1 pseudogene is annotated in these 432 nt (G+C 77.5%); it reads left to right on the top strand.

What is annotated here, in order from left to right:
• Positions 1–432 (top strand): annotated as a pseudogene (locus FJV41_RS57460) (Hsp70 family protein); the annotation flags it as partial.

Raw genomic sequence — 432 nt, 5'->3', positions numbered from 1 at the left:
CTCCAGGGCAGCGGCAGCCGGCTGATCGGCGGCGCGCGCTCCGCCACCCTCACGCGCGCCGACGTGGACCGGCTGCTGGTGGAAGGGTTCTTCCCGCAGGTCGCGGCGGATGCGCAGCCCCTGCGTGCGCGCGGCGCCCTCGTCGAATTCGGCCTGCCCTACGCCCACGACGCCGCCATCACCCGCCATATCGCCGCCTTCCTGCAGCGCCAGGGCGGCGCCCTGCCCGACACCGTGCTGCTCAACGGCGGCGTGTTCCACGCCCAGGCCCTGCGCGACCGCCTGCTCGCCACCCTGCGCGGCTGGCAGCCGGCCGGCGCCCCGCCCATCCGCCTGCTGGCGGTCGATGAACCCCGCCTCGACGCCGCCGTCGCACGCGGCGCCGTCGCCTACGCCATGGCCCGCGCCGGCAGCGCACCCCGCATCCGCAGC

Source organism: Myxococcus llanfairpwllgwyngyllgogerychwyrndrobwllllantysiliogogogochensis (genome assembly GCF_006636215.1).
In the GTDB taxonomy this organism is placed as follows: Bacteria; Myxococcota; Myxococcia; order Myxococcales; family Myxococcaceae; genus Myxococcus; species Myxococcus llanfairpwllgwyngyllgogerychwyrndrobwllllantysiliogogogochensis.
The sequence above is the reverse complement of the archived record's forward strand: the minus strand, read 5'-3'. Positions and strand labels throughout refer to the sequence as shown.